The 20,618-nt window shown below is 38.2% G+C and carries 28 protein-coding genes; 27 read left to right on the top strand and 1 reads right to left on the bottom strand.

All coding sequences use genetic code 11. From position 1 onward, the window contains the following. Positions 1 to 26: 26 nt before the first annotated feature. The 5 genes from H7T88_RS25585 to H7T88_RS25565 all read left to right on the top strand — a co-directional run bounded on the left by H7T88_RS25585 (position 27) and on the right by H7T88_RS25565 (position 4,567). Positions 27 to 476: an Rrf2 family transcriptional regulator gene (locus H7T88_RS25585; RefSeq protein ID WP_154886308.1), complete on the top strand. Its 450-nt coding sequence runs from the start codon at positions 27 to 29 to the stop codon at positions 474 to 476. A gap of 17 nt (positions 477 to 493) precedes the next feature. Next, complete coding sequence (locus tag H7T88_RS25580) at positions 494 to 991, top strand: metallophosphoesterase family protein (protein ID WP_090921023.1); 498 nt, start codon at positions 494 to 496, stop codon at positions 989 to 991. A gap of 276 nt (positions 992 to 1,267) precedes the next feature. Further along, complete coding sequence (locus tag H7T88_RS25575) at positions 1,268 to 2,188, top strand: sugar phosphate isomerase/epimerase family protein (protein WP_221791085.1); 921 nt, start codon at positions 1,268 to 1,270, stop codon at positions 2,186 to 2,188. Then, complete coding sequence (locus tag H7T88_RS25570; protein ID WP_221791083.1) at positions 2,185 to 3,357, top strand: Gfo/Idh/MocA family protein; 1,173 nt, start codon at positions 2,185 to 2,187, stop codon at positions 3,355 to 3,357. The genes H7T88_RS25575 and H7T88_RS25570 overlap by 4 nt, the downstream gene beginning before the upstream one ends. A 112-nt stretch (positions 3,358 to 3,469) precedes the next feature. Further along, positions 3,470 to 4,567, top strand: a complete 1,098-nt coding sequence (locus H7T88_RS25565) for a Gfo/Idh/MocA family protein (RefSeq protein WP_154886305.1) — start codon at positions 3,470 to 3,472, stop codon at positions 4,565 to 4,567. Positions 4,568 to 5,098: 531 nt separating this feature from the next. On the opposite strand, the gene H7T88_RS28915 is transcribed toward H7T88_RS25565, so the two are convergent. Continuing rightward, the gene (locus H7T88_RS28915; RefSeq protein WP_079696379.1) at positions 5,099 to 5,386 is read right to left on the bottom strand and encodes a hypothetical protein; all 288 of its coding nucleotides are present in this window, start codon (positions 5,384 to 5,386) and stop codon (positions 5,099 to 5,101) included. Positions 5,387 to 5,557: 171 nt separating this feature from the next. On the opposite strand from H7T88_RS28915, the gene H7T88_RS25560 reads away from it, so the two are divergent. From H7T88_RS25560 to H7T88_RS25455, 22 genes are all read left to right on the top strand, one after another. Beyond that, complete coding sequence (locus tag H7T88_RS25560) at positions 5,558 to 5,761, top strand: helix-turn-helix domain-containing protein (protein WP_024629424.1); 204 nt, start codon at positions 5,558 to 5,560, stop codon at positions 5,759 to 5,761. A 197-nt stretch (positions 5,762 to 5,958) separates the two neighbouring features. After that, on the top strand, positions 5,959 to 6,858 hold the full coding sequence (locus H7T88_RS25555; protein WP_154886304.1) for a GIY-YIG nuclease family protein: 900 nt from the start codon (positions 5,959 to 5,961) through the stop codon (positions 6,856 to 6,858). Positions 6,859 to 7,001: 143 nt separating this feature from the next. Continuing rightward, positions 7,002 to 7,559: a DEAD/DEAH box helicase family protein gene (locus H7T88_RS25550; protein ID WP_154886303.1), complete on the top strand. Its 558-nt coding sequence runs from the start codon at positions 7,002 to 7,004 to the stop codon at positions 7,557 to 7,559. Positions 7,560 to 7,760: 201 nt separating this feature from the next. Beyond that, on the top strand, positions 7,761 to 8,168 hold the full coding sequence (locus H7T88_RS25545; RefSeq protein ID WP_221791082.1) for a hypothetical protein: 408 nt from the start codon (positions 7,761 to 7,763) through the stop codon (positions 8,166 to 8,168). A gap of 404 nt (positions 8,169 to 8,572) precedes the next feature. After that, positions 8,573 to 9,238, top strand: a complete 666-nt coding sequence (locus H7T88_RS25540; RefSeq protein ID WP_221791080.1) for a P-loop NTPase family protein — start codon at positions 8,573 to 8,575, stop codon at positions 9,236 to 9,238. A 71-nt stretch (positions 9,239 to 9,309) separates the two neighbouring features. Next, entirely contained in the window at positions 9,310 to 9,837 is a 528-nt protein-coding gene (locus tag H7T88_RS25535) for a GNAT family N-acetyltransferase (protein WP_221791078.1), read from the top strand. 15 nt (positions 9,838 to 9,852) lie between these two features. Continuing rightward, positions 9,853 to 10,455, top strand: a complete 603-nt coding sequence (locus tag H7T88_RS25530) for a hypothetical protein (RefSeq protein ID WP_221791076.1) — start codon at positions 9,853 to 9,855, stop codon at positions 10,453 to 10,455. A 66-nt stretch (positions 10,456 to 10,521) separates the two neighbouring features. Further along, positions 10,522 to 11,403, top strand: coding sequence for a GNAT family N-acetyltransferase (locus H7T88_RS25525; RefSeq protein WP_221791074.1), 882 nt, complete (start codon positions 10,522 to 10,524; stop codon positions 11,401 to 11,403). Between the two features lie 227 nt (positions 11,404 to 11,630). Beyond that, positions 11,631 to 12,119, top strand: a complete 489-nt coding sequence (locus tag H7T88_RS25520; protein ID WP_090920989.1) for an NUDIX hydrolase — start codon at positions 11,631 to 11,633, stop codon at positions 12,117 to 12,119. 19 nt (positions 12,120 to 12,138) lie between these two features. After that, the gene (locus H7T88_RS25515; protein ID WP_221791072.1) at positions 12,139 to 13,071 is read left to right on the top strand and encodes an aminoglycoside phosphotransferase family protein; all 933 of its coding nucleotides are present in this window, start codon (positions 12,139 to 12,141) and stop codon (positions 13,069 to 13,071) included. Between the two features lie 362 nt (positions 13,072 to 13,433). Continuing rightward, positions 13,434 to 14,060: a Type 1 glutamine amidotransferase-like domain-containing protein gene (locus H7T88_RS25510; protein ID WP_221791070.1), complete on the top strand. Its 627-nt coding sequence runs from the start codon at positions 13,434 to 13,436 to the stop codon at positions 14,058 to 14,060. 90 nt (positions 14,061 to 14,150) lie between these two features. After that, the gene (locus H7T88_RS25505) at positions 14,151 to 15,146 is read left to right on the top strand and encodes a phosphotransferase enzyme family protein (RefSeq protein WP_221791067.1); all 996 of its coding nucleotides are present in this window, start codon (positions 14,151 to 14,153) and stop codon (positions 15,144 to 15,146) included. Between the two features lie 91 nt (positions 15,147 to 15,237). Next, complete coding sequence (locus tag H7T88_RS25500; protein WP_260511136.1) at positions 15,238 to 15,720, top strand: DinB family protein; 483 nt, start codon at positions 15,238 to 15,240, stop codon at positions 15,718 to 15,720. Positions 15,721 to 15,760: 40 nt separating this feature from the next. Further along, a complete protein-coding gene (locus H7T88_RS25495) occupies positions 15,761 to 16,234 on the top strand; it encodes a hypothetical protein (protein ID WP_221791065.1) in 474 nt (157 codons plus the stop codon). A 23-nt stretch (positions 16,235 to 16,257) separates the two neighbouring features. After that, the gene (locus H7T88_RS25490; RefSeq protein WP_090920973.1) at positions 16,258 to 16,587 is read left to right on the top strand and encodes a low molecular weight protein tyrosine phosphatase family protein; all 330 of its coding nucleotides are present in this window, start codon (positions 16,258 to 16,260) and stop codon (positions 16,585 to 16,587) included. A 17-nt stretch (positions 16,588 to 16,604) separates the two neighbouring features. After that, positions 16,605 to 17,024 carry an HD domain-containing protein gene (locus tag H7T88_RS25485; protein ID WP_221791063.1) on the top strand — a complete coding sequence of 140 codons (420 nt, stop codon included), beginning with the start codon at positions 16,605 to 16,607 and terminating at the stop codon, positions 17,022 to 17,024. Positions 17,025 to 17,054: 30 nt separating this feature from the next. Beyond that, positions 17,055 to 17,636 (top strand): hypothetical protein, encoded by a 582-nt coding sequence (locus tag H7T88_RS25480; RefSeq protein WP_221791061.1) that lies wholly within the window; start codon positions 17,055 to 17,057, stop codon positions 17,634 to 17,636. 14 nt (positions 17,637 to 17,650) lie between these two features. After that, a complete protein-coding gene (locus H7T88_RS25475; RefSeq protein ID WP_221791059.1) occupies positions 17,651 to 18,103 on the top strand; it encodes a hypothetical protein in 453 nt (150 codons plus the stop codon). A gap of 63 nt (positions 18,104 to 18,166) precedes the next feature. Next, the gene (locus H7T88_RS25470) at positions 18,167 to 18,616 is read left to right on the top strand and encodes a hypothetical protein (RefSeq protein WP_154886293.1); all 450 of its coding nucleotides are present in this window, start codon (positions 18,167 to 18,169) and stop codon (positions 18,614 to 18,616) included. 88 nt (positions 18,617 to 18,704) lie between these two features. Then, entirely contained in the window at positions 18,705 to 19,139 is a 435-nt protein-coding gene (locus H7T88_RS25465) for a DUF6557 family protein (RefSeq protein ID WP_221791057.1), read from the top strand. 482 nt (positions 19,140 to 19,621) lie between these two features. Then, positions 19,622 to 20,227 (top strand): oxidoreductase, encoded by a 606-nt coding sequence (locus H7T88_RS25460; protein ID WP_221791054.1) that lies wholly within the window; start codon positions 19,622 to 19,624, stop codon positions 20,225 to 20,227. Between the two features lie 16 nt (positions 20,228 to 20,243). Next, positions 20,244 to 20,531 (top strand): hypothetical protein, encoded by a 288-nt coding sequence (locus tag H7T88_RS25455; protein ID WP_154958883.1) that lies wholly within the window; start codon positions 20,244 to 20,246, stop codon positions 20,529 to 20,531. Positions 20,532 to 20,618: the final 87 nt, after the last annotated feature.

Genomic DNA, 20,618 nt, shown 5'->3' with positions numbered 1-20,618 from the left:
GATTATATTAAAAAAGGTGGTTAATCATGAGTACTCATTTTTCGGTCAGTGTGCATTGTTTGTTGTTACTGTCTCTCAGCGCGCCTGAACGAATCACGTCTGCTGAAATTGCGGGCAGCGTAAATACCAATCCTGTCGTTGTCAGACGTATACTGGGAGGGCTGAAAAAGGCAGGATTAGTCAATTCTTCACCAGGCACTCGAGGGTTTTATTTGGCAAAGCCAGCGAGTGAAATTACACTTGCCATGGTTTATGAGGCAGCCAAGGATGAAGGACCATTGTTCCCGATTCATGGCAATTGTAATCCCAATTGTGAAGTAGGCCTTCAAATCGATGGACTGCTGACCAATCTGTATCAGATTGCTGAATCTAAAGTGGAGCAGTTCTTTGCAACGATCACGCTTGAAGATATGGAGCGTACCAGTACCGAGCGGATCCAGGCTTCACAATTAGAGGCGAATCAGAAGTCGAACTAAGGGAAGGCGGTAATCACATGAAAATCATTGTTATCTCCGACACGCATCTACCCAAAAAAGCAAAAACGTTACCCGCACCATTGGTTGACGCATTGACTAGCGCAGATCTCATTCTCCATGCAGGGGACTGGTCAGACTGGAGTGTGTATGAACTGCTAAGCCATTACGCTCCGGTCGAAGGTGTAGCTGGTAACACGGACCCATCCGAGATTGGGGAGAAGCTGGGTTTCTCCCGAATTGTTGAAGCGGAAGGATTACGGCTTGGACTTGTGCATGGTCATCGTGGATCAAACGGAACAGAGCAGAACGCCATTCAGACCTTTGCTGGAGAGCAACTGGATGCGGTAGTCTATGGACATTCCCATATTCCGGTGATGCATACCGTAGATGGTTTACTTGTATTTAATCCGGGTTCACCCACGGACCGCCGGTTTCAGAAGCGATTTTCGTTCGGAATCATGACGGCAGAAGATGGGAAATTGCAGGCCGAACATGTTTTTTTTGATCGTGAATAGATCGTGTTTTTGTGGACAAGTTGGCTTGGATAACGATAGAACAACATTCCATATAAAAGGTGTCTCTGAACAGAAGTCATTTCTGATTTAGAGACGCTTTTTTGTTTTTGGAGGATGATTTTGACGTGAAACGTTATCTCTGAATGGGGAATATGTGCGGTTTGTTATCTGTCATTCATCTGTTTGCGTTATGCTCTATGGCAGTGATCGAGAGAGTGATACAATGCGTTTACGACATAAAATGAATGCGTTTACATAAAGGGGAGGTTCAAGAACATGAAACTGTCCATATTCACTGTTGCTGTCCCTGACCTGGATGCTAACGAGCTTGCTTCCGCAGCGGCGGCAGCGGGCATCGCTGGAATCGAGTGGAGATATCGCGGCATACCGGAGGATGCGTCGGCTGAACAACCTTCGTTCTGGCGGAACAATCGGTGCTCCATCGATCCGGACAGATGGCAGGAACAAGTTCCTGTTTTTCGGGAAGCAGCTGAAGCCCATGACAGAAAGTCTATCGCACTTGTGCCATATCTCAATTGTGGAGACATGGTTGCAACCGAGCAAGCATTCCAGGCCGCATCTACACTTGGCGCTTCGATGATGCGTGTGGGTGTTCCGGGTTATGACCGGAGTACAGCTTATCCCGAGTTATACGGGAAGGCCATTCGTTATCTAAACGAAGTTCAGGATATAGCGAAACAGTATAACGTTAAGGCTGTTATTGAAACGCATCATCAAACGATTGCGCCAACGGCTTCTCTAGCCTATCGTCTTGTACAATCTCTTGACCCGGAGCATGTCGGGGTACTCTATGATCCGGGCAACATGGTGCACGAAGGGTATGAAAACCATCGCATGGGACTTGAACAGCTTGGTCCGTATCTCGCCCATGTGCATGTGAAAAATGCAGGGTGGTACAAGAAGAATTCCGGGGACACATCAGATGCGAGATCGTTGGTTGGAAGCGGCGGCTCTGAACAATCACTAAGCACGTCATGGGAATGTCACTGGGCTCCGCTGACGGAAGGTATGGTGGACTGGGTGCAGATGGTACGTGATCTGAGAGCAGTTGGCTATGACGGTTATTATGGCATCGAAGATTTTAGCGGAACTTTGGATTCCAGAGCGATGTTACAGCATTTTGCAGACGTTTTTGCAGAAATTGAGCGTCGCGTAAACGAGGAGGAGCAAGCATGAGTATCGTTCGAGTAGCGGTCATTGGAATTGGAAATATGGGGGCATCACATGCCAGAACATTGGTGGCTGGAGAAGTACCGGGTGCAGAATTAGTAGCTGTATGTGATGTGAGAAAAGAGATGGAGAGCTGGGTAACGAGTAACCTTCCGTCTACCGTAACGTATTGGCAGGATGCGGAGCAGATGATGTCCTCGGGAACGATCGATGCCGTCATTGTTGCCACGCCACACTACGATCATCCCGAACAAGCGATCCAGGCGTTCCGTCATGGCCTGCATGTAATGATCGAAAAACCAGCAGGTGTGTATACAAAACAGGTACGGGAGATGAACGAGGCTGCCGCGGCAAGCGGTAAAGTGTTCTCCATCATGTACAATCAGCGGACCAATCCGCTGTACATTAAGCTGCGTGACCTGATTGCTTCAGGTGAGCTTGGTGAGGTGCGACGTACCAACTGGATTATTACGAACTGGTATCGCTCCCAGAGTTACTATGATTCCGGCGGCTGGCGTGCAACATGGGCAGGTGAAGGCGGCGGTGTGTTGATTAACCAAGACCCGCATCAGCTGGACTTGTGGCAATGGACGATTGGCATGATGCCTGTGCGTATGCGTGCCTTCTGCGCCTTTGGCAAATACCGGAACATTGAAGTGGAAGATGATGTGACCGCTTATGTGGAATATGAAAATGGAGCGACCGGTGTGTTTGTAACCACCACGGGTGAAGCACCAGGAACCAACCGCTTTGAGGTCAGCGGCGACCGCGGTAAGATCGTCATCGAAGACGGACAACTCACCTTCTGGCGCTTGCGCGAATCGGAACCAGAGTTCAATCAACGTTTTACCGGCGGATTCGGACAGCCGGAATGCTGGAAATGCGATGTGCCAATTACAGGCATTGAGACAGGTCATCCAGGGTTAATCCGCAACTGGGTTGATGCGATTCGAACAGGGGCACCATTGATTGCTCCCGGCCAGGATGGTATTCACGGCTTAACGTTATCCAATGCGATGTTACTCTCCACTTGGACGGATAACTGGGTTGATCTGCCGATCAATGAAGACTTGTTCTATGAGCACTTGCAGGAGCGGATCGCCAATTCAACTACGAAGAAAGACAAAGCGTATGCGGGCGGTCAGCCTGCCGATCTGAGTCAGACCTTTAAATGATGATATAGATAAGTTCAACTACAGATTTACACGGGACACTCCGATGACCTTTGAACTTCAAACTTGATCTATATGCGTTTATGAATATAACTTTTAAAAAGGATGGGATAACATGGCTAAAGACGGAATGTTCTATGCACCCAAAAGTGTGACAAAAGAAGTTGTGTGTCAACCGGGAGAGTTCACGATCGCAGCTGTAGCATTAGATCACGGACATATCTATGGTATGGTTGGCGGTTTGCTGGATGCTGGAGCTACGCTGAAATGGGTGTACGATCCAGACTCGGCTAAAGTAGATGCATTCCGTAAACAGTTCCCTCAGGCGCAGGTAGCCGCATCGGAAGCGGAAGTACTCGCGGATGAAGAGGTGTTGCTGGTAGCAAGCGCAGCTATAACATCAGATCGCGCACCACTCGGCATGAGAGTGATGGCGGCTGGCAAAGATTATTTTACGGACAAAGCCCCATTCACCACGATGGAGCAATTAGACTTGGCGCGTGAAGAAGTGAAGCGTACGGGCAAAAAATACATGGTGTATTACAGTGAACGCTTGCACGTGGAAAGTGCCATCTATGCGGGACAGCTCATTGAACAAGGAGCCATCGGCAAAGTAGTTCAAGTTATGGGTACAGGACCACACCGCTTGAACGCGGGCGGAAGACCAGATTGGTTCTTCAACCATCAGCAATACGGCGGCATTCTCTGTGACATTGGTAGTCACCAGATTGAACAGTTCTTGACCTTTGCGTCGTGCAGTGATGCACAGGTAGCATTCAGTCGGGTCAACAATTTCAATCACCCACAGTTCCCTGAACTGGAGGATTTCGGTGAAGCTTCCCTGATCGGTGATAACGGAGCATCCGGCTACTTCCGCGTAGACTGGTTCACACCGGACGGCCTCGGCACTTGGGGCGATGGACGTACCGTTATTCTCGGTACAGACGGTTACATCGAGCTGCGCAAGTACATCGACATTGCACGCGAGCCGGAAGGGGATCAGGTGTATCTGGTTAACCATGAGGGTGAGTTCAGATACAACGTCAAAGGCAAAGTCGGTTATCCATTTTTCGGTCAGCTCATCCGCGATTGTCTGGATCGTACCGAGACTGCTATGACACAGGAGCATGCATTCAAGGCAGCAGAGCTGTGCCTGATCGCCCAACATAAAGCCATGAGCGAACGCGTAGTGTGGAGTGTCGGTGGCAAGTAAGGTTTAGGAGTTGGGAGTAAGATTTTAGGTATGAGGCAGTAAGCCTTTAATATAAGTCAGAGCAGTCCCATTGTAACTGTAGGTATGCTTGTTAGTTCGTACTAACAAACGACGCGCGGTTGAGGGACTGCTTTTCTCTATTGACGACTTCGCAGATGGAACAAATTGGGTTATATTAGATGTAGTACGCATATGAGTTTGAAATGAGAGGTATATACGAAGTTCGTAGATATATCGGACTTAGCTAAATGTCTGGGACACTGTGAATGCAATAACACTTCTATAAACTCAACAATCGTAAAAAACACAATTATATGCAATTCGAAGTGGTTGATCTCCTCGTATAACAATATATTAATACATCAACACCTTCGGCCCTCAGTTCGCGAGGAGTAGTAGCAAGGGAGTGGAATCAGCGGCCACATTCTCATCGATTAACCGCTTCGCGGTCGGTTGCTGGCGTTGATTTAAGTAGGTGCGTAGTAAAAACGTTATACTACAGAATCAAATGAAAAGAGAGCCGTTTGGCTCTCAATTAGAATTTATATTTAATTCATTATGTAATTGAAGAGCATCTTTAAAACCTTGCAAGTAGATTTCACGTTCTAGGATTGTTTGAACTGAGAGGTCTGCATCATCGTAAAGAAATAGAGTTTTATGCATATCTTGAGGTAGAAGTTCATGTAACTGTTTGAAGTAAAGATTTCGATCAGATGAGAATTGATTATAAATAGTGTTGTTCTTGAGAAGGTCGCTATATAAGGCTTCAATCCGATTACGTATCAACGAATCAAGTAAGACTTCTAAGGAATTGTACATAAATGATCACCTTTCGTCATGTTTTATTTTGCAAACAAAAGTTTAACTTATTAAATATTATTTTATCATAACGAAATAAATAGTCAAGACATATAAAAGATATTTTTGATTAATAAAATATATTTTCATATAATTAAAGAAAAATTCAATTCAGATATGAAGGAGTACCAGATGATAAGTTATAAACCATTTCAAAAATTATTGATTGACAGGGAGATTAAGAAACAAGATTTATTGAAAATGACGGGGATTTCTTCGGCAACGATGGCAAAGCTGAACACGAATGAGTATGTATCTTTAGAAGTCATTGATAAGTTATGTACGGCATTGGAATGCCAGCCTGGAGATCTTTTGGAACATCTAACAGACCAATGAAAGAATAGAATATAAGAGGATGTTGGTTAACTCGAAGATGTGATTCCGTCGTATAACATAATATTCAAGCAGCGGCTCCAATGGAGCCTTGGTCTGCTGGATGAATTTTGTGGAAGCATTTCAGCAGACACATCCAACTTCGTTGGACGTCGTGAATACAGGAACGTTATCTGAAATCAAATTAAAGGAGAAATAAAATGGGAAAAAAATTAACTATATTTCTTGTGGACGGTTCGGAAACAGGACCTCGAACAATCGAAATCGGTAATTGGTCAGGAAAGGCTGTATATTCTCAACGTTCTTCTTTACCCAAAATTATAGAGCGCTCTGAATTTGATAGACCAGGAGTATATATTTTAAAGTCCTTACCAAACAGTGAAAACTATAATGAACGCATATACATAGGGGAAGCAGAGAATCTCAAAAAAAGATTAAAACAACATTTAGCGGATTCAGATAAGGACTTCATTGAGATTGTAGCTTTTATAAGCAAAGACGAAATGCTCACTAAGTCTCATATAAAGTATTTAGAATCTCGAATTATCTCTTTATCTAAAGAAGCAAAAACAGCCGAGATTGATAATTCGGTTCAGCCTGAACTATCAACTCTCCCGGAAGCTGATATTTCGGATATGGAGTATTTTCTAGAACAAATGAAATTAATTTTTCCAGTAGTTAATTTTATGTTCTTGGTTCCTTCTACCCTCAAACAATCAAGTGAGACTGTAATTGCTCCAGTACAAGTCAATAGCGATATTGTATACACGCTTAAAAGTAAAAGAGCTTCTGCTAAATTGATTGAAACTGAAAAGGGCTATGTAGTTCTGTCTGGATCTCAAAGTTGTAAACAAACGTCAAGTTCAATCTCTGAAGGATGGATCAAGCAGAGAAATAAGTTGATAGAAACCGGAGTCCTAATCGATAGTGGAGAATTTTATATATTCAAAGAGAATGCGATTTTTTCTAGTATTAGTGCAGCGACTGCTGTAGTCCTAGGACGTCAAGCAGCTGGACCAGTAGAGTGGGTAGATGCTAACGGAAGGACATTTAAGCAGAACCAAGAAAAGAAATTTGAAAGCGAAAACAGTGAAGGTTAATTTGACATCTCATAACAATATACTCACGCTGCGGGCATACGCCCTTGATCCGGCATTCGCCGGACACCCGACATGTGTCGGGTCGTGAATACAGGAACGTTATAAGAAATTGGCGCAAGATATTAAGAACCGGGGTGATACCTATGAAATTCATATTGATATTTGGCCCACAGGCCGTTGGAAAGATGACGGTTGGTCATGAATTAACGAAAATAACGGAATTGAAATTGTTTCACAATCACATGTCGATCGAGCTATTTCATCCCTTTTTTGGTTTTGGTAGTGAAACTTGGAGGTTATCAAGTATCGTAAGAAGAGAGCTTTTTGAATCGTTCGCAAGCAGCAACCAGTATGGACTTATTTTTACTTACCTTTGGGGGTTTGATCTTCAGAAGGACTGGGAATTCGTCAAGCAAACATGTAACTTGTTCGAATCGAAAGGGGCAGAAATTTATTTTGTTGAATTAGAGTCAGATATAGAAGAACGATTAAAACGAAATAAAACGGCGTTTAGACTTGATCAAAAACCAACAAAAAGAAATATTGAATATTCTGAAATGGACTTAATCAAAACGATGGAAGAACATCGACTCAATTCTAAAGAGGGAGAAATTACTAGAGAGAACTATTTGAGAATCAATAATACAAATTTAAGTGCAGATGAAGTCGCAAGATTAATTAAAGATGAATTTAATTTATAGTACGTGTGAGTAATTCAAGAAGACAGCAACATCCGATAACATAATATTCACGCTGTGGACATTCGTCCTTGGTCCGGCGTTGCCAGACACCGAGCATGCGCTGGGTCGTGAATACGGGAACGTTATACAAAACCTGTGCAAGTGATAATATATAAACAAAATCTTAAGATACAAGAAATTTAGGCTAGTGGGGGATTAGAAATGAATAAAATGGTTGAGTATGGTTTTTTATGTGGCAGTAAGGATGAAAAGGTGCTTATGAGTGCTCTTTACAGTTTTTTAGAACCATTAAATAGAACTTTCTCAAAAACGAGGAACAAAAGCTTGTTAGATTCGAGGCTTCCATATGTTTATAAATATTATTATTGGAATTTGAACAAAGAAAAACAAGTATATATAGAAGTTTATCCCAACAAAGATTTAGAAGGGAAATATAAGTTTTCGAACGAGGACGTTGGCTGGATACTCTTTGCTAATATTATAGATCAAACACCACCTTACCATATAACAATCGAAGAGCAAGAAAGGTATCTCCATGATATTTTAGCCTCATCGAATTTTGAGTATTTAAAGTTATATGAGTACAAAAATGGTGAGGAGAGATTGTAAAGGAATGAATATTTAATGATTTTAGTTTTGGAAGGCAGCGAATATGAAGGTGCCTATATCACTAAAGAACATATTCAAAAATTGTCTTCAAAATAGCAGAAGATTTTGTGAATTGGAAATATAGAATTGACACGGAATTATCTATCGATTCAGAAAAATGAGTTTCTAGATCAACTGAAAGTAATAGGAAGGCGAATAAACAATAACGAACCCCAAGCCGCTTATTCAAAGAAGAATGAATCTTCGTATAACATAATATTTACGCTGCGGGCATGCGCCCTTGAATCGGCATTCGCCGGACACCCAGCGTTCGCTGGGTCGTTAATGCACAAACATTATCTGAAATCTGCAATTAGGAAAAGTACAAACTAGGAATAATACAAATATTGAAAGGAGGAATACATATGAAGTCAAGATTGATACTGATAGATGGAATGCCGGGTTCCGGTAAGTCAACGATTGGAAAAATAATAGGTGCAAAGTTGAATAAGATGAATATTCAAAATAGGTTTTATCACGAATTAGAAGAGAACCATCCATTGCGAATATACGATAAGACGTTTACTTCCTTTACTATTCAAGATGAAGCGGAGTGGTTTACTACAAAAGTTGAACAGCTGTTCACTGATTTTGTCAATGAAAGAGTCGGGCGAGACGAAGTTACAATTATGGAAAGTTACGTTTTTCAGAATACACTTGGCTTTGCCTTTAATATGAAAATGGACAAACAAAGAATATTAGATTTGATTAAAAAAGTACAACTTATTTTAAGTCGTCTCGATCCGATCCTCATTTATTTTTATCAAACTCATGTAGAGCAACATTGGAAATGGATATGCAGTGTTCGTGGACCTGAGTTCACACAGGATCGTTGTGGACTTTATACGAGTAATGATTTTATTAAAGCGGGCCATTTTTGGACGAAAAACCAAGATTTCATTTTCAATATCGTTCAGGAATGGGAGATACCAAAACTGATCATAAGAAACGAAAAGTACAATTGGGAAGACTATGAGAATAAAGTGAATCATTTTTTGGAGGGATTTGAAGAAGACACTGACATCCGATAATTTAAGCAGACAACCCCGGAGTACATGAATACAGGAATGTTTAACTAAAATCGATAGGAAGAGGAATGAAAATGGATAACCAAATAACAATCAGGCACCTTTCAAATCATGAAGAAGTATCTTTATTAAATTTTGAATTTTCAAAAAGATATCCATGGTACACCTCGAATGAATATTTCTATAAGTGCTTGGAAGAAAATATAGAAGGCAAGAGAGTGACTTTAATGGCCTACTATGGAGATACATTGGCTGGGTGTTGCCACTTAATGTTTACTTCGGATTATCCGTATTTTAAAACAGGTAATATCCCAGAAATAAATGACTTGAATGTTTTTCCAGAGTTCAGGAGGAAGGGGATCGCAAGTAGAATGTTTGATGAACTTGAAAGAATAGCATCCAAGAGATCCAGATTCATTGGCTTAGGAGTAGGGCTCTATAAAGATTACGGTAATGCTCAAATGATGTACAACAAACGCGGGTATTACATGGATGGTCAAGGAATCGTCTATAACAATATTGAAGCAAAACCCGGAGAGCAAGTGATGGTAGACGATGATCTGCTGATGTATCTAATTAAACCATTGGATAATGAGCTGTGAATGTAGATTAAAGAAGTGTCGACATCAATTAACATTCTATTCAAGCTTTGGGCATACGCTGAGGCCGTGAGTACAGGAACGTTAAGTGAAATCACCAAAAGGAGTGAGCTTTTGATTCTGGAGTACTTAAAAAAGTATGCTAAAAAAGCATATGGAGAAGTTCATTCGATAACGACTTCCCCCGGTTTTTTATTTGCTAATGATCCCAAGTTAAGAGAGAAAGAACTCTATAATAACTACTTCTACATCCATGGATTTAACCGATTGATTAAGCATAATCGAATATCATCAGAGAAATTAATCGAAACCTTTTCTTATCTAGAGGAAGAGATTGAGCAGTATATTAAAACGTATTATAAGAGTAAAGACTTTATTTTGTATTTGAAAGCGGATTCCTTAGTACCTGCATTTACAGTGACATTGCTTTCTTATTATGAAGACGAGGGTTTGAAGGAAAGTTGCTCCTTGCCTGAACTAATTGATTGGTATAAAGAAAATGCTTGTTTTGATGGATTGAAAATCATAGAGAATGAAACAAGTGAAGACCATCTAGAAGTACAGTCTGAAGATATCTTTCCTGTTGTCGCAAAGACATATATAAAGATCATAAGGACCTAGTCGGGTCGTGAATACGGTAAGGTTATGTGAAATAGACTCAGAATTTATATGATATGGGGGATTAAAATGAAAATTGTTTTTAGAAATTTCGATGATTCGTATTATGAACAAGTTTGTGATTTTTTGATTGAACTATCAAAAGACGATCGTAAACATATCAATTGGAACTGGGCAAGGTGGGAATGGATGTTTTTTCATCCTGAATTTAATCGTGATTTAAAAAATAAAATTGGTTTATGGTATCATGCTGATGAGTTAGTAGCTATAGCAACGTATGACCATTATTTCGGTGAAGCTTTTTTTGCTACTAAACAGGGATTTGAAGAGTTAGAAAAAGATATATTAGAATATGCTATTGCTGCTTTCAGTAATGATAATGGCCTAGGGATTGCGGTGAATGATAAAGATACTCACATTTTAGATTTATTACGTAGTCATCATTTTGTGAAGCATGATCAGACGGAAAACATACTTGAGCTTGCACTAGAGAATGTTAGTCTTGAAGGTACAATTTCTGAAGGAATAACCCTAAAAAACATTGATATAAAGAATGACTTATATAAACTTCATCATATGTTATGGCAAGCATTTGATAACGAAGGGCCTGTACCCATTGATGACATTACGATGAGTAAGCAAAAAGAAATGTTGTCCGCAACCCATTTGAACCCGTTTCTACATGTTGTGGCTGAAAATAAAGATGGGGAATATGTTGCATACTGTGGCTTATGGTATAGTCCGAAAACAGATTATGTTTATGTTGAACCTGTATGTACGGTTCCTGAGTATCGTCATAAGCGGCTAGGCCAAGCAGTGGTTATGGAAGCTTTAAAAAGAAGTCGTTCCTTAGGTGCTGAGAAAGCATATGTTATTTCTGATAGTCATTTTTATAAGTCATTAGGATTTCAGCAACATTCACATTATACATTCTATTGGCAAAACATCTGATATTTCGATCATCGTTAAGTGATAGTTGTTGAGTCGCTGTCGATCCATAGTCCGAGTTGAAGCATAGATGAGGTTTCAAAGAAGCTTATTCAGTAGCAGGGAAGCATATTCGGTCGGACAACCTTGCACTGTTTAATCGCGGATCTCTCTATTCACTTAAGGCAGTGAAAATTCGTGAATACAGGAACAAAATAAAGAAATATAACTGGTGAATAGGAGGTAATAAAATGGGATTTCCAACACATATCGTATCAGCGGGTGGAATAGTAGAGGATGGAAACGGAAATATACTTTTGGTAAAAGCTCATGATGATGGATGGGTATATCCTGGTGGGATTACTGAAGTTGGGGAAAATCTAATTGATGGTGTGATCCGTGAAATCAAGGAGGAAAGTGGAATTGATGTTACAGTAAGCCATTTAGTTAACATTGTATCAAGCACGGGAATACATAAGTGGTATGACGGAGTAACTGATGTTCCAACGAAGGTTATGTTTGATTTTGTATGTAAAGTTGAGGGAGGAGAGTTAAGTACTTCTGAAGAAACAAGTGATTGCCGCTGGGTTGCAAAGGACAAGGTTCTGGATTTTATTACTCTCCCAGCCATTCGAACTCGTTACGAAGCTTATTTAAATTTTAGTGACTCGGTGAATTATATTGAGTATATTACTCCGACCACGACAGAATGTAATGTAAAAGTTCAAAGGTATTTATAATTTTTATTAAGGAGGATAAATGAATACAGAACTTAGAGACACAATGCAGAATACAATTGACCGTTTCGTATCGCCTAATGCAGAAATATTGAGTATTAAAGATCAGGATCTTGCTTACGGCACCTCAGCTGTAGAACTTAAAAGACATGAAATACTACTTAGAAATGATATTCATGATTGGAGTATTAATCTTATTTCAAAGAGAGCGTCACTCATTGAAAGGCGTACATTAAATTATCTATATGATCAATCAGCAAATGTTCCATTTGGTTTTACATTAAATATGACAAGTAACAGCCGAGAATATCTTTGCATGCAGGATGTAGATTATGAAACGGATTACAATAATTTAGATATCGAACTGCTTCAAAAAAATGAACAAGCTGCTCTGGCAGATATACATGCGTTCAACTTTGAAAAATATTATAAATTGCAATGGCTTCCATTGCTTGATTCAAGATATATTAAATCAATACTGAACGAGAAATGGGGACCGACTTGGAATAATGCAAAATCAGATCCGGATTTTATAAGTCATTTTGGTGATCTTATTCCAGAGATTGATAAGGTTGCAGAGCATATAGTTAAGGACATGGATAAAGTTCTCAGAGATGAAAGCTCCCATACCCTTGTACATAACGATCTACACCCCGGCAATACATTAGTTCACAAAAACCGAAATGTATATTTCATTGATTGGGAAGAAGCACATTATGGTTCCTTATACATTGATGTAGCGCTTAGGTATAGAGAGTTTTCTCAAGCCGAGAACTATAGAATGTTGATGAATTCGAGAGGATTAAATCTATCGGCGGGTAAATTTAAACTGAATTATACAATTACGTCCAGATACTTGGGATTACGATATATGTCATGGTTTTTATCCACGTGGAAAGATGATAAGAGATGGCTGGACGAATTAAACAAGTATATAAATATGACTGTATCCTAGATAAGATATGAACCTACTTTAGTGATGGAATATAACGTAATATTTATGTTACGCACATTCGCCCTTGGTCTGGTATGTACACGAAGGTGATTTAGGCATTAAGAACAGAGAGGCATTTGCAAGAAAGGACGTTTATGTGCCTTACAGCAGTGAAGGCGATGTGAAGTACGAACATCATCTATATGTCTGCAATAGAGAAAGTGAGGAACTACAAAGACATAGGTGAATTCAGAGACAATCGCAAAGCCTATACTGAAGGAAAAAAAATTTGATACGAGGATAATGAAAGAGTACAAAGATGTTTTGTAGCGTATTTCAGGTTATACATATCAGATAAATCCTTATTAAGGGCGGGGATTCCAATGAGTAGCGTGTTACTGACCTCTTGTGGGTTTAATACGGAAGATATTAAAAATCAATTTCTGGATTTTATTGATAGAGATATTTCTCAATTAAAGGTCGCTATTATTACAACAGGATCCCCTATGAAAGAAAATAATAGATATGCACAAAGGGCAATGCAAGATTTCAAAGACATGGGGTTTCAGAATATTGAGTTTGTAGATATCGAATTTGATGACCCGCAAATCCTTTTACATAGAGATGTTATATATATTAATGGGGGGAATCCCTTTACTTTATTGTATTACGCTAAAAAAAGTGGTGCTGATGCAATTATTAAAACATTGGCTTCGCAGAATGTAATTATAATTGGAGTAAGTGCTGGCGCGTTAATACTGGGACCGAATATTAACATTGTCGGTTACTTTACTCCAGAGATGAATACGATGGATGTAACGGATTTTAGAGCATTATGTGTAACCGACAAGTTTATCTTTCCTCACTATGATCGAGAGGACATATTTAGAGATAGTACGAATAGAACGATTGAAGAGAGAATCGTTGAATTTGAATCTAATGAGAATTGTAAAGTGACAAGGCTTAGAGATGATGAATATATTTCGATTTTAACGAATCAAACACAGTAGAAGTCGTAAATGCTGAAGCTCTTAAGCCATAGAAGGCTAAGTAAATACGAGATGTTAGGCGAGATCGTGATATAGAAAGGAAGAGATTTGATGGAAAAGCATGTTAAAGAACTATTTACTGAGAAAGTGCTTCATGAAGCAGCGCAAAAGTTTAATATTATTCAATCCAGTCTTCAAGATTTGGAAGGTTTTCAGAACTTTGTTTATTTTGGGGAGTCCAATGGTACAAATGTTGTTCTCCGGATAACACATAAATCCCATCGAACCGAAAAGGAGATTTTATCTGAAATAGATTTTATAAATCACTTGTCTTCTCATCATGTATCTGTTTCCAAAGCTATAACATCTATTCATGGGAAGTTTGTAGAGGAAATCAGTGATGGGGGATTTTATGCAACATCTTTTGAGTTTTCTAGTGGAAGAAAGGCTAAAATCGCTGAAGAGAGCGATCTGTTCTATCAAAGAATCGGTGGTTATACAGGGAAAATGCATAATATTTCAAAGACGTCAAATCTAATACATAAATTAAACAGGAGACAATGGCATGAAAAAGAGTTTTTGATCCATATGAAAGAGTATTTACCTGCGGAACTTTCTTATGTAATGGATCAATACGAAATTCTGAAGAGAAAGCTTAGTCAGCTTCCAAAGAATACGGATTCGTATGGAATGATTCATGGGGATTTAAATCATGGGAATTACTTAAATGTAGAAGACGATGTTGTATTTATTGATTTTGATGAAGCCGAATACAGTTGGTTTGTGAGTGATATTGCTATCCCGTTATTCTATGAAATTCCAATCCCTTGGGTAGTCGATGGAAAGCAAAGGTTGGAGATAATCAAGAGGTATTATTATAATTTCATGGATGGTTATGTTAAAGAAAATACAATAGATCGTACATGGTTAGAATTAATCCCTGATTTTATTAATCTTAGACAGTTTGGTGTAGTTTCCGCGATTTATAGAAGTTATAATTTTGATAACTATAACAACTGGAGTGATTGGGACAAGGAAGCGTTGAAATTCTATCTGAATAATATCGAGCATGATATCCCGTATATTGATATGGATTTTAGCAGGTAGTTTAATGTGGCATGGACTAAGCTTGTATTATAAATGCAGGACGTTTACTGAAGAAATCAACACTTAGAATGAATGAAGAGAAGAGGATCAAATGATGAGCTATAAATCCATTTTAACAGATCAAATATCGGCATGTTATAACGATAAAAGCTGGTTTATTCCGCTGGAGGACATATTGAAAGATGTAACAATGGAAGAAGCATTGACTGAGGATGATAATAAACAAACCATTTGGTCCATTGTGAATCACCTTATTTATTGGAATGAGAAATGGCTTGAGCGTTATAAGGCTGGAGAATTTGTATTAAATCATGGGATCAACAATGATGAAACTTTTGTTTTGAATGAAGATCAATTGAATGATGCTGGCTGGAAGGAAACATTAAATAGACTTGAGCATGTTTTTATCAGTTGGAGAGTAGTTTTAGAAGAAACAGATGAATCTAAACTAACAAAGCAACTTCCAGAATATTTTAATGCTCCTTGGTGGGGTGTTGTTTCTAATCTAAGTATTCATAGTGCATATCATATTGGACAAATTATGTTATTAAAGAAACAAATTCGAGGTAGATAATATCAGATTAGACTACTATCCATTCATGGGAGTGAATACAATGTTGTTTTTTGAGAATCTGGCTATTTACAATTTCAACTTAACAACTGAAGAAGAAGCAACAATTTTAAGTCAGTTTATAGATGCAGACCATGACTTGTTATTTCCTTATTTTGAATGTAATTTTCGGGCATTTCCTGAGGATCGGGCATATATTGAAGAGCGAACAATAATAAGGAGCAAAGAGAAAGTTTTTGAAATGAATTATTCATTTATCGAGAATGAATTAGTTTATTGGTATAAGCCTCATGATCGAGACGATTTAATACATATTATTAATAGGGACAGGATTACTTATCGAAGCATAGTAGTACCAAAGAATGGGGGGCTGAATGACTGTAGATTCAAACTTTTTACATATGAGCATGCTATCTACAATGAAGAAGAAACTAGGGTGCTTTGGATAGAAGAGGCCATTGAAAATGACTATATCGAAAATATTTGTCCTAAAATAATAAGTCAAACAAATGAATAATTAAAAAGGATAGGTGAGATGACATAAAATTACTGTTTATTTGCAGCCGGAATAAATGGCGTAGCTTAACTGCTGAGAAAATTTTTGAAGGGTACAACGGATATGAAGTAAGGTCGGCTGGAACCGAAACTGGAGCAAGAATCAAGGTTACGGGAGGGCACATTGGATGGTCAGAATTAATTTTTGTTATGGAGAAAAAACATGTGAGAAGATTGAAGGAAAAATTTCCAACAAGTCTAAAAGATAAACGTTTAATCTGTCTGGATATTCCAGATGATTATCAATTCATGGATGAAGAATTAATAGAAATTTTGAAAGCAAGAGTGTCCGAATATATTGAAGTGCCCATCTAAATAAGGAGTTGATTATTTTGGACATCGAATCAGCTATATCTCTCGCGTTACAAGCTCATAAAGGGCAGCTTGATAAAGGTGGGCAACCTTATATTTTACATCCGTTAGCTGTTATGAACAGAGTGGAAAGCATGGAAGAAAAGATCGTGGCTGTTCTCCATGATGCCATTGAAGATTCAGAAGTCACAATTGAAGAGTTAAGAGGTTTAGGATTTTCGGAAGAAATTTTAACAGCCATTCAGTTGTTGACGAGATCTACAGAGGATAGTTACGAAGAATTTATTGAGAAGACAACAACGAATCGAACTGCAAGAAATGTAAAGATCGCAGATATTAAAGAGAATATGAACATATCAAGAATAAAAAATCCGACGCAGGAAGACTATAATCGACTTGATAAATATAGAAAGGCGTTGGAAAGATTAGAGCGTGAATAACATGTGAAAGAAACTAAAAAGAGGTACGTTATGTCCCAGACAATTACAATTCCTAGAATACAGATAAAATTTCAAAGTGCTGTGTGGACAGCAGTAGTCTTAAGACAGAAGGATATAAATATCAAAGTAAAAGAAGAGCTGGGTCATCTACTCTTAGTAGATGCTAAGGACTGTCCTGAAATGTTTCTATTAGCCAGTTTATTTCAGCACGCCATGTATACTCACGACATTATTTATTTTGCGAGAGAAGATGATTCAAGTTGTGATCTCTTGGTATTTAACGGTGCGATAACTCCAATAAATCAAAGAGATTTAAAAAATCTAAAAACAGTGATAAAGCATATACAGCCAGGAACTTATACAATTCCGTTGATAGATTCTCACGATGAATCAATGTGGAAGACTTGGCAACATTGGAAATACGATGAACAATTGAGAGTTATGGCGAACAAAGATTTAGCCATCATTAATGCATCTCAGCTGGGATACGAACTATTGATTCATCAATGTGCATACTTAGCAAGCTCGTATTCAGGGCATTCACATTTTGATCAGTATTCAACCAAGAAATCTATAGAACTGATTATACGTAATTTGAAGCGAAATAATTAAATGAGGTATGTTATATGAGTGAGCCAGTGCATTTTTTTTATAATGATGATCTTATAGGAGTGTGGTCATCTGAAGCGTTTTTTTATGATGCATTTGAAGATACACAATTAGAATTTCATGCGGATGGCACGGGATGTCATGCCTATTTAAGACCTGATGGTCAAGAGATTACCTTATTCCGATGGACGTTAATTAAGGATCGAATTGAATTTGAGGAATATTTCACGGTATCCATTGAAGTGAGTGAGGTTACGGGAGAAGAAATTTGCTCTACAGATCGATTTGAAAATAAATATTCAGCAAGGTTTTTCAAAGCGAAGGGATTAAATGTAGCTAATGAAGAGATTAATGTGATCGTATTCTATTCCCCTTTGATTGAAGGGATCAATTCACAATCATTTGGAAAGATTTCAAAAGCATTGGATAGACTTATTGATGCAGCCATGAGACATGAGCAGGACATCTAATAGATCATGGAAGCTGGGCTGCTCAGAGTAATCTGTACAAATACTCAATGATTGGAGTCCAGGATGAGTAAATTAATTCCTATATTGATAGGTATCCTTCTACTTATAACAGGTTGCAGTACTACACATAAGATCCATACCGATTCAACCAAAGAATTAACAAAAGAGCTGAAGGAACTTTTTCCGTCGATTGAAAAAGTTCATTTTACGTTTACCCGTCCAAATCTCTCTTGCAGAATAGACATGAGCAAAGAACCGAGTAAAGAAGAACTGGAAGCAATTCTTACAGTAATCAAGAGATTTACTACAGTGGATAACATGAATGAGATTGCTCGTAGCGTTAAATGGGGACTGGAAATATCCAAAATTTATCTTGATATGAATACGGATGAGGATACGAAAACCATTGAACATGCTTATTATGCGAGATATTTCAAAACATCCAACGCTAGCGACTATTCTGAAACAAACATTGAGGGTTATAGAATTTGGTATGAAATAAATGAGAAATAGTGGCGACTGTACCTATTAAATTCTCAGATTAGCAATTAAACGCTACCCTAACCATTGAGAGTCTTATAAAGAATAGGAGTGCAATGAGTTGATTACTTTTAAGGAGATTTTAGAGCGTGTTACTTTCGATGCCGTTTGGGATAACATGATTAAATACTATCCTGATATGGCTCAAATAAAAGAAAAATATGTAACAGTATATGAATCCATTCTTTTACAAAACCCTGCAACTAATGTAGTTGAAATGATTGTTCATATAGACTCGATTGATTCTGATGATGATAAGGATAAAAAAGACATCGAATATAGAGTACACGGAAAGAATAATTCACCTGAGTGGGAAGGATATTGGGATCTTTCCGCAAGTAAGTGGGGAGAATGGTTAGGTTTTTATGTAGATCAACAGGTACTTGAGCAATTCTCAAATGAACAAATCGTCGCAATTTGTTTGGTTGAAATGACTTGGTTTGGTTTTTCTGAAGAACAAATCAAAGATCGGATTGATCATCTTGAAGATGATTAACAATCGGAGTGAACACAGGGACTTTAGGCAAAATTGGCGCAGATATGATGTTGGGGTGATCAGGATGAAGCACAAAATAAATACCATTACCAAGCTTGTATACAATGTTGCTAATTATTTGGTCGAGGAAGAGGACTATACAAGTACATATAATAAATTAGGTTGTTAACCAGAGAAGTATGGAATATTCATCACAACGAGCTATCGAACGAACTAAGTAAGTTAGATAATCCTCCTGCTGATTATCAATTATTCTGGCTGGAATGCCTTTTTTCTGTGAATGATCTAGGCACTATAATGGATCAATAGTTCTTTTGAAATGAAATAGCCCAGTCACTGGACTATTTTTTATTATTTATGGGTTCAAAAATGGAACAAGTTGGGTTATATTAATTACAGTTGGGATTAGGAGGGAGAAAATTAGTATAAAAAATGTGACATTTTAGCTCGCATTCAATTTTACATGAGTATAAGGAGAGAAAATGAAGAAAAATATTGGAATCATTGTATTAACGGTTGGTCTGATTATAAGTTTGTTTTATAACTTTCAATTGAAAGGATATAAGGAATTTCAAGAGAGAGATTACAATCTAAAATTAAATCACGGTTTTCAAATTGGAATAAAAGAATCCATTAACAATCTGGATGTTATCATAAAAACGTTGAAGGATGAATCTCCAAAGGAACAGGTTATTCAATCATTAGTAGAATTATTAGTTTCATTAAAAGTAGGCGAAGAAGCCTTTACCTTTCTAAATACGGATTTTCAGGAAAATGGACAAGCATCGAGTTACCTTATTTATAATACCTTCAGAGATTTTTATGTATATGCAAAAGTAGAATTAATGGGTGACATCGCTTCAAATCGGCTCTCACTTGATCCAGATTCCAGGAATCAATTGGCTAATGATATAGGTATTCTCAAAAAGGATCTGGAGTATATAGATAGTCAATTCAACGAGGAGGTTCTGAAAGATCAGAGCCCTAAGTGGATTGAGGATAAATGGAAAGAGTTAGTTACAGAGCTTCTAAACCAACATCCTGATTTCAAATTATATGAGAGAATGAAAATGAAATATAATTTGTAAACCGAGGAGCGAATGAATGGCATTTTGTATTGATTTTAAATTAATTTGTGTCAATGACGGTACTGCAACGTATGCTTACGGAGACTGCTCTGAGAATCTTGAAGGCCGGTTTGAATTAAATATAGAACGCCTGCTCACAGGAGAAATGAGCATGGATACAGATATGAGAGAAGTTGTTAAGGTAACCAAGCCGTGTTTAAGTGATGGAGAACATCAACATAAAGCAAACCGGGCATTCAGTAAGATCTATAAACATTATAAAGTTACGGCTTCGTATCTAAAAGAAGGAGGGTACTATGCCTGATTTTACTATATAAGATGGAGTCATTGAAGCTAGCCGTAAGGATCATGGCTGCTTCTTTTTTTATTTTTCCACTTCGCAAATGGAACA

It is taken from the genome of Paenibacillus cucumis (ex Kampfer et al. 2016), from assembly GCF_019748695.1.
GTDB lineage: Bacteria > Bacillota > Bacilli > Paenibacillales > Paenibacillaceae > Paenibacillus > Paenibacillus polysaccharolyticus.
Note: the sequence above shows the minus strand (reverse complement) of the source record. Positions and strands in the feature narration are given on the sequence as shown.

Excerpts from the sequence above, each read along its gene's own strand:
- H7T88_RS25585 (WP_154886308.1), top strand. The coding sequence starts at position 27 with ATGAGTACTCATTTTTCGGTCAGTGTGCATTGTTTGTTGTTACTGTCT.
- H7T88_RS25580 (WP_090921023.1), top strand. The coding sequence starts at position 494 with ATGAAAATCATTGTTATCTCCGACACGCATCTACCCAAAAAAGCAAAA.
- H7T88_RS25575 (WP_221791085.1), top strand. The coding sequence starts at position 1,268 with ATGAAACTGTCCATATTCACTGTTGCTGTCCCTGACCTGGATGCTAAC.
- H7T88_RS25570 (WP_221791083.1), top strand. The coding sequence starts at position 2,185 with ATGAGTATCGTTCGAGTAGCGGTCATTGGAATTGGAAATATGGGGGCA.
- H7T88_RS25565 (WP_154886305.1), top strand. The coding sequence starts at position 3,470 with ATGGCTAAAGACGGAATGTTCTATGCACCCAAAAGTGTGACAAAAGAA.
- H7T88_RS28915 (WP_079696379.1), bottom strand. The coding sequence starts at position 5,386 with ATGTACAATTCCTTAGAAGTCTTACTTGATTCGTTGATACGTAATCGG.
- H7T88_RS25560 (WP_024629424.1), top strand. The coding sequence starts at position 5,558 with ATGATAAGTTATAAACCATTTCAAAAATTATTGATTGACAGGGAGATT.
- H7T88_RS25555 (WP_154886304.1), top strand. The coding sequence starts at position 5,959 with ATGGGAAAAAAATTAACTATATTTCTTGTGGACGGTTCGGAAACAGGA.
- H7T88_RS25550 (WP_154886303.1), top strand. The coding sequence starts at position 7,002 with ATGAAATTCATATTGATATTTGGCCCACAGGCCGTTGGAAAGATGACG.
- H7T88_RS25545 (WP_221791082.1), top strand. The coding sequence starts at position 7,761 with ATGAATAAAATGGTTGAGTATGGTTTTTTATGTGGCAGTAAGGATGAA.
- H7T88_RS25540 (WP_221791080.1), top strand. The coding sequence starts at position 8,573 with ATGAAGTCAAGATTGATACTGATAGATGGAATGCCGGGTTCCGGTAAG.
- H7T88_RS25535 (WP_221791078.1), top strand. The coding sequence starts at position 9,310 with ATGGATAACCAAATAACAATCAGGCACCTTTCAAATCATGAAGAAGTA.
- H7T88_RS25525 (WP_221791074.1), top strand. The coding sequence starts at position 10,522 with ATGAAAATTGTTTTTAGAAATTTCGATGATTCGTATTATGAACAAGTT.
- H7T88_RS25520 (WP_090920989.1), top strand. The coding sequence starts at position 11,631 with ATGGGATTTCCAACACATATCGTATCAGCGGGTGGAATAGTAGAGGAT.
- H7T88_RS25515 (WP_221791072.1), top strand. The coding sequence starts at position 12,139 with ATGAATACAGAACTTAGAGACACAATGCAGAATACAATTGACCGTTTC.
- H7T88_RS25510 (WP_221791070.1), top strand. The coding sequence starts at position 13,434 with ATGAGTAGCGTGTTACTGACCTCTTGTGGGTTTAATACGGAAGATATT.
- H7T88_RS25505 (WP_221791067.1), top strand. The coding sequence starts at position 14,151 with ATGGAAAAGCATGTTAAAGAACTATTTACTGAGAAAGTGCTTCATGAA.
- H7T88_RS25500 (WP_260511136.1), top strand. The coding sequence starts at position 15,238 with ATGATGAGCTATAAATCCATTTTAACAGATCAAATATCGGCATGTTAT.
- H7T88_RS25495 (WP_221791065.1), top strand. The coding sequence starts at position 15,761 with ATGTTGTTTTTTGAGAATCTGGCTATTTACAATTTCAACTTAACAACT.
- H7T88_RS25480 (WP_221791061.1), top strand. The coding sequence starts at position 17,055 with ATGTCCCAGACAATTACAATTCCTAGAATACAGATAAAATTTCAAAGT.
- H7T88_RS25475 (WP_221791059.1), top strand. The coding sequence starts at position 17,651 with ATGAGTGAGCCAGTGCATTTTTTTTATAATGATGATCTTATAGGAGTG.
- H7T88_RS25470 (WP_154886293.1), top strand. The coding sequence starts at position 18,167 with ATGAGTAAATTAATTCCTATATTGATAGGTATCCTTCTACTTATAACA.
- H7T88_RS25460 (WP_221791054.1), top strand. The coding sequence starts at position 19,622 with ATGAAGAAAAATATTGGAATCATTGTATTAACGGTTGGTCTGATTATA.
- H7T88_RS25455 (WP_154958883.1), top strand. The coding sequence starts at position 20,244 with ATGGCATTTTGTATTGATTTTAAATTAATTTGTGTCAATGACGGTACT.